Raw genomic sequence first — 2,451 nt, forward strand, 5'->3', positions numbered from 1 at the left:
GGTGACTACCTCCGAAAGGAGCGGCCGCTTCTGTGAAGGGTTTCGGATGACGGCCCATCGCGACGATTCGGCTTGCGCTGGGGCCGTCGTCCGAAAGCCTCCAGTGAAGGAACGCGCGTGAGGTTGGATAGGATGGTTGCCGCGCGCTATGGAGATTTGATCGCGCGGCTGTTGGTGTGCGGAAGTCGGCGGAGCTCGATGACGTTGTTTTGCTCGCAGGTTCGGCCGATTGGCTTTGATTGAGTACCGTTGGCGATGCGTTTCGGGGATGCACGCGGTGCGGAAGGCAACGCCGGACATGTGTTCGGCCGAGCGGTGGCGTATCTGGTCGTTGACCAGCGAGGAAAGCCCTTGGTAATTCGGGTGCGGAATTGCGGAATGTTGTGCTTTCGCTCATGAGGTATCGAACCCCATCGCCGTCGGCCGGTGATGTGGTTGGCAGCCGGCCTCGAAGGTCTCGATGACGAACATGCGGCCGCCACAGCGGGGACAAGGCTTTGCGAGTGGCTGCGCCGCCGCCGGATCGATTTCGACCGCCTTCTCGGCCATAGGCGCGGCCAGCCCCAATAGTTCGCGCGCTCGCGCGATCGTCTCGGCGCGGTTCGCGCTGGCGAGCAAGCCGTAGTGGCGGATGCGATGGAATCCCTTGGGCAGAACGTGGATGAGAAACCGGCGGATGAACTCGCCGACGTCGAGCGTCATCGTTGTGTACCGGCCTGGGCCTTCGATCCTGTAGTCCTTGACCTTGAACGTGACGCTCCGCTGGTCGACTGCGATCAGGCGGCGGTTCGAGATGGCGACGCGGTGGGTGTAGCGCGACAGATAGGCGAGCACGGCCTTCGGGCCCGCGAACGGGCGCTTGGCGTAGACGAACCAGCGCTTCTTGCCGAGCGGGGCGAGGAATGCCGCGAACGCCTTGGCGTCGGCCAGATGCGCGTGTGAGCCGAAAAACTGCAGCCTGCCTGCTGCGTGTGCCGCCAGAAGCTTCTCCAGCATCAAGCGGCGAAACAGCTTCGACAGAACACGCACAGGCAGAAGGAAGTTTGGCTTGCATGAGATCCAACGGCTGTCATCGATGGAGAGCCCGCCGCCCGGTACGATCATGTGCAGGTGTGGATGATGGGTCATTGCCGAGCCCCAGCTGTGCAATACCGACGTGATGCCGATGCGGGCTCCGAGGTGCTTCGGGTCGGCGGCGATGGTGAGCATCGTCTCCGACGAGGCCTTGAACAACAAATCGTAGATCACGGCCTTGTTCTGGTAGGCGATGTCGCCAACCGCCGACGGCAGCGTGAAGACGACGTGGAAGTAGGGAATCGGGAGCAGTTCAGCCTCGCGCGCCGCCATCCACTGGCGCGCTGCCGCGCCCTGACACTTCGGGCAGTGCCGGTTGCGGCAGCTGTTGTAGGCGATCGTCGTATGGGCGCAGTCCTCGCCGCGCGCGACGTGTCCGCCGAGGGCCGCCGTGCGGCAGTTCTCGATGGCGCTCATCACCTTGAGCTGGAGCAGACTGACGTGACCGCGGTTGGCGTGACGCCACGCGGCCCCGTGGTCGCGGAAGACGTCCGCGACCTCCAGAGCTGGACGGGCCATGGGGGGCCCGTTACGCCGGCGGTTCGTCCTTCTTCGGCACCAGTGGCGTCAGCCTGTCCAGTGGGCTTATGACCTCACGGATGATGTTGGTTGCCACATGGGTGTAGCGCGCCGTGGTGTCGAGCTTGGAATGCCCGAGCAAAACCTGGATCACACGAATATCGATGTTCTGCTCGAGCAGGTGTGTGGCGAAGCTGTGTCTGAGCGTGTGCGGTGCCACCCATGTGGGCAACCCGGCCAGTTCCGCGGCCGTGTGGCAGGCGCGATTGAGCTGTCGCGTCGTCATCGGGTTGACGCGGTCGCGGCCAGGGAACATCCACACCTTTGGCTGTGCGATGCGCCACCAGTCGCGCAGCAGCTCCAATAATTTTGGCGACAGCATGGCATGGCGATCCTTGCCGCCTTTGCCCTGGTTTACGCGGATCATCATTCGCTTGGAATCAATATCGCAGACCTTCAGCGCGACCACCTCCATGGCGCGCAGACCAGCGCCGTAGGCAACGCTGAGCGCTGCCTTGTGCTTGGGCCCGGGTGCGGCCTCCAGCAGGCGTAACACCTCTTCGGGCGAGAGCACGCGCGGCAGCTTGCGCGGCTCGTAGACGAACACGAGACGGCGCGTCGTCTCCGGCCGGTCGAGCGTCACCTTGAAGAAGAACCGGAGCGCCGTCACGGTCGCGTTGATGCTCTGTGGTTGCAAATCGGTCTCGGTCAGATGCAGTTGGAACGCGCGCAGCTCTTCGGGGGTCGCGCTGTCGGGGGAACGTCCGAGGAAGCTCGCGAGCTTCTTGACAGCACGGATATACTCGCGTTGCGTATCGGGCACGAACCGGCGCATGTTCATGTCTTCGAGCATGCGTT

The 2,451-nt window shown here is 63.6% G+C and carries 2 protein-coding genes; both read right to left on the reverse strand.

From position 1 onward, the window contains the following. Nucleotides 1-393 precede the first annotated feature (393 nt). Entirely contained in the window at nt 394-1,593 is a 1,200-nt protein-coding gene (locus tag WCE35_RS16690) for an IS91 family transposase (protein WP_424594435.1), read from the reverse strand. A gap of 10 nt (nt 1,594-1,603) precedes the next feature. Then, a partial coding sequence (locus tag WCE35_RS16695; RefSeq protein WP_424594436.1) for a tyrosine-type recombinase/integrase occupies nt 1,604-2,451 on the reverse strand: 848 nt, incomplete at its 5' end.

The organism is Bradyrhizobium sp. (assembly GCF_049691595.1).
GTDB lineage: Bacteria > Pseudomonadota > Alphaproteobacteria > Rhizobiales > Xanthobacteraceae > Bradyrhizobium.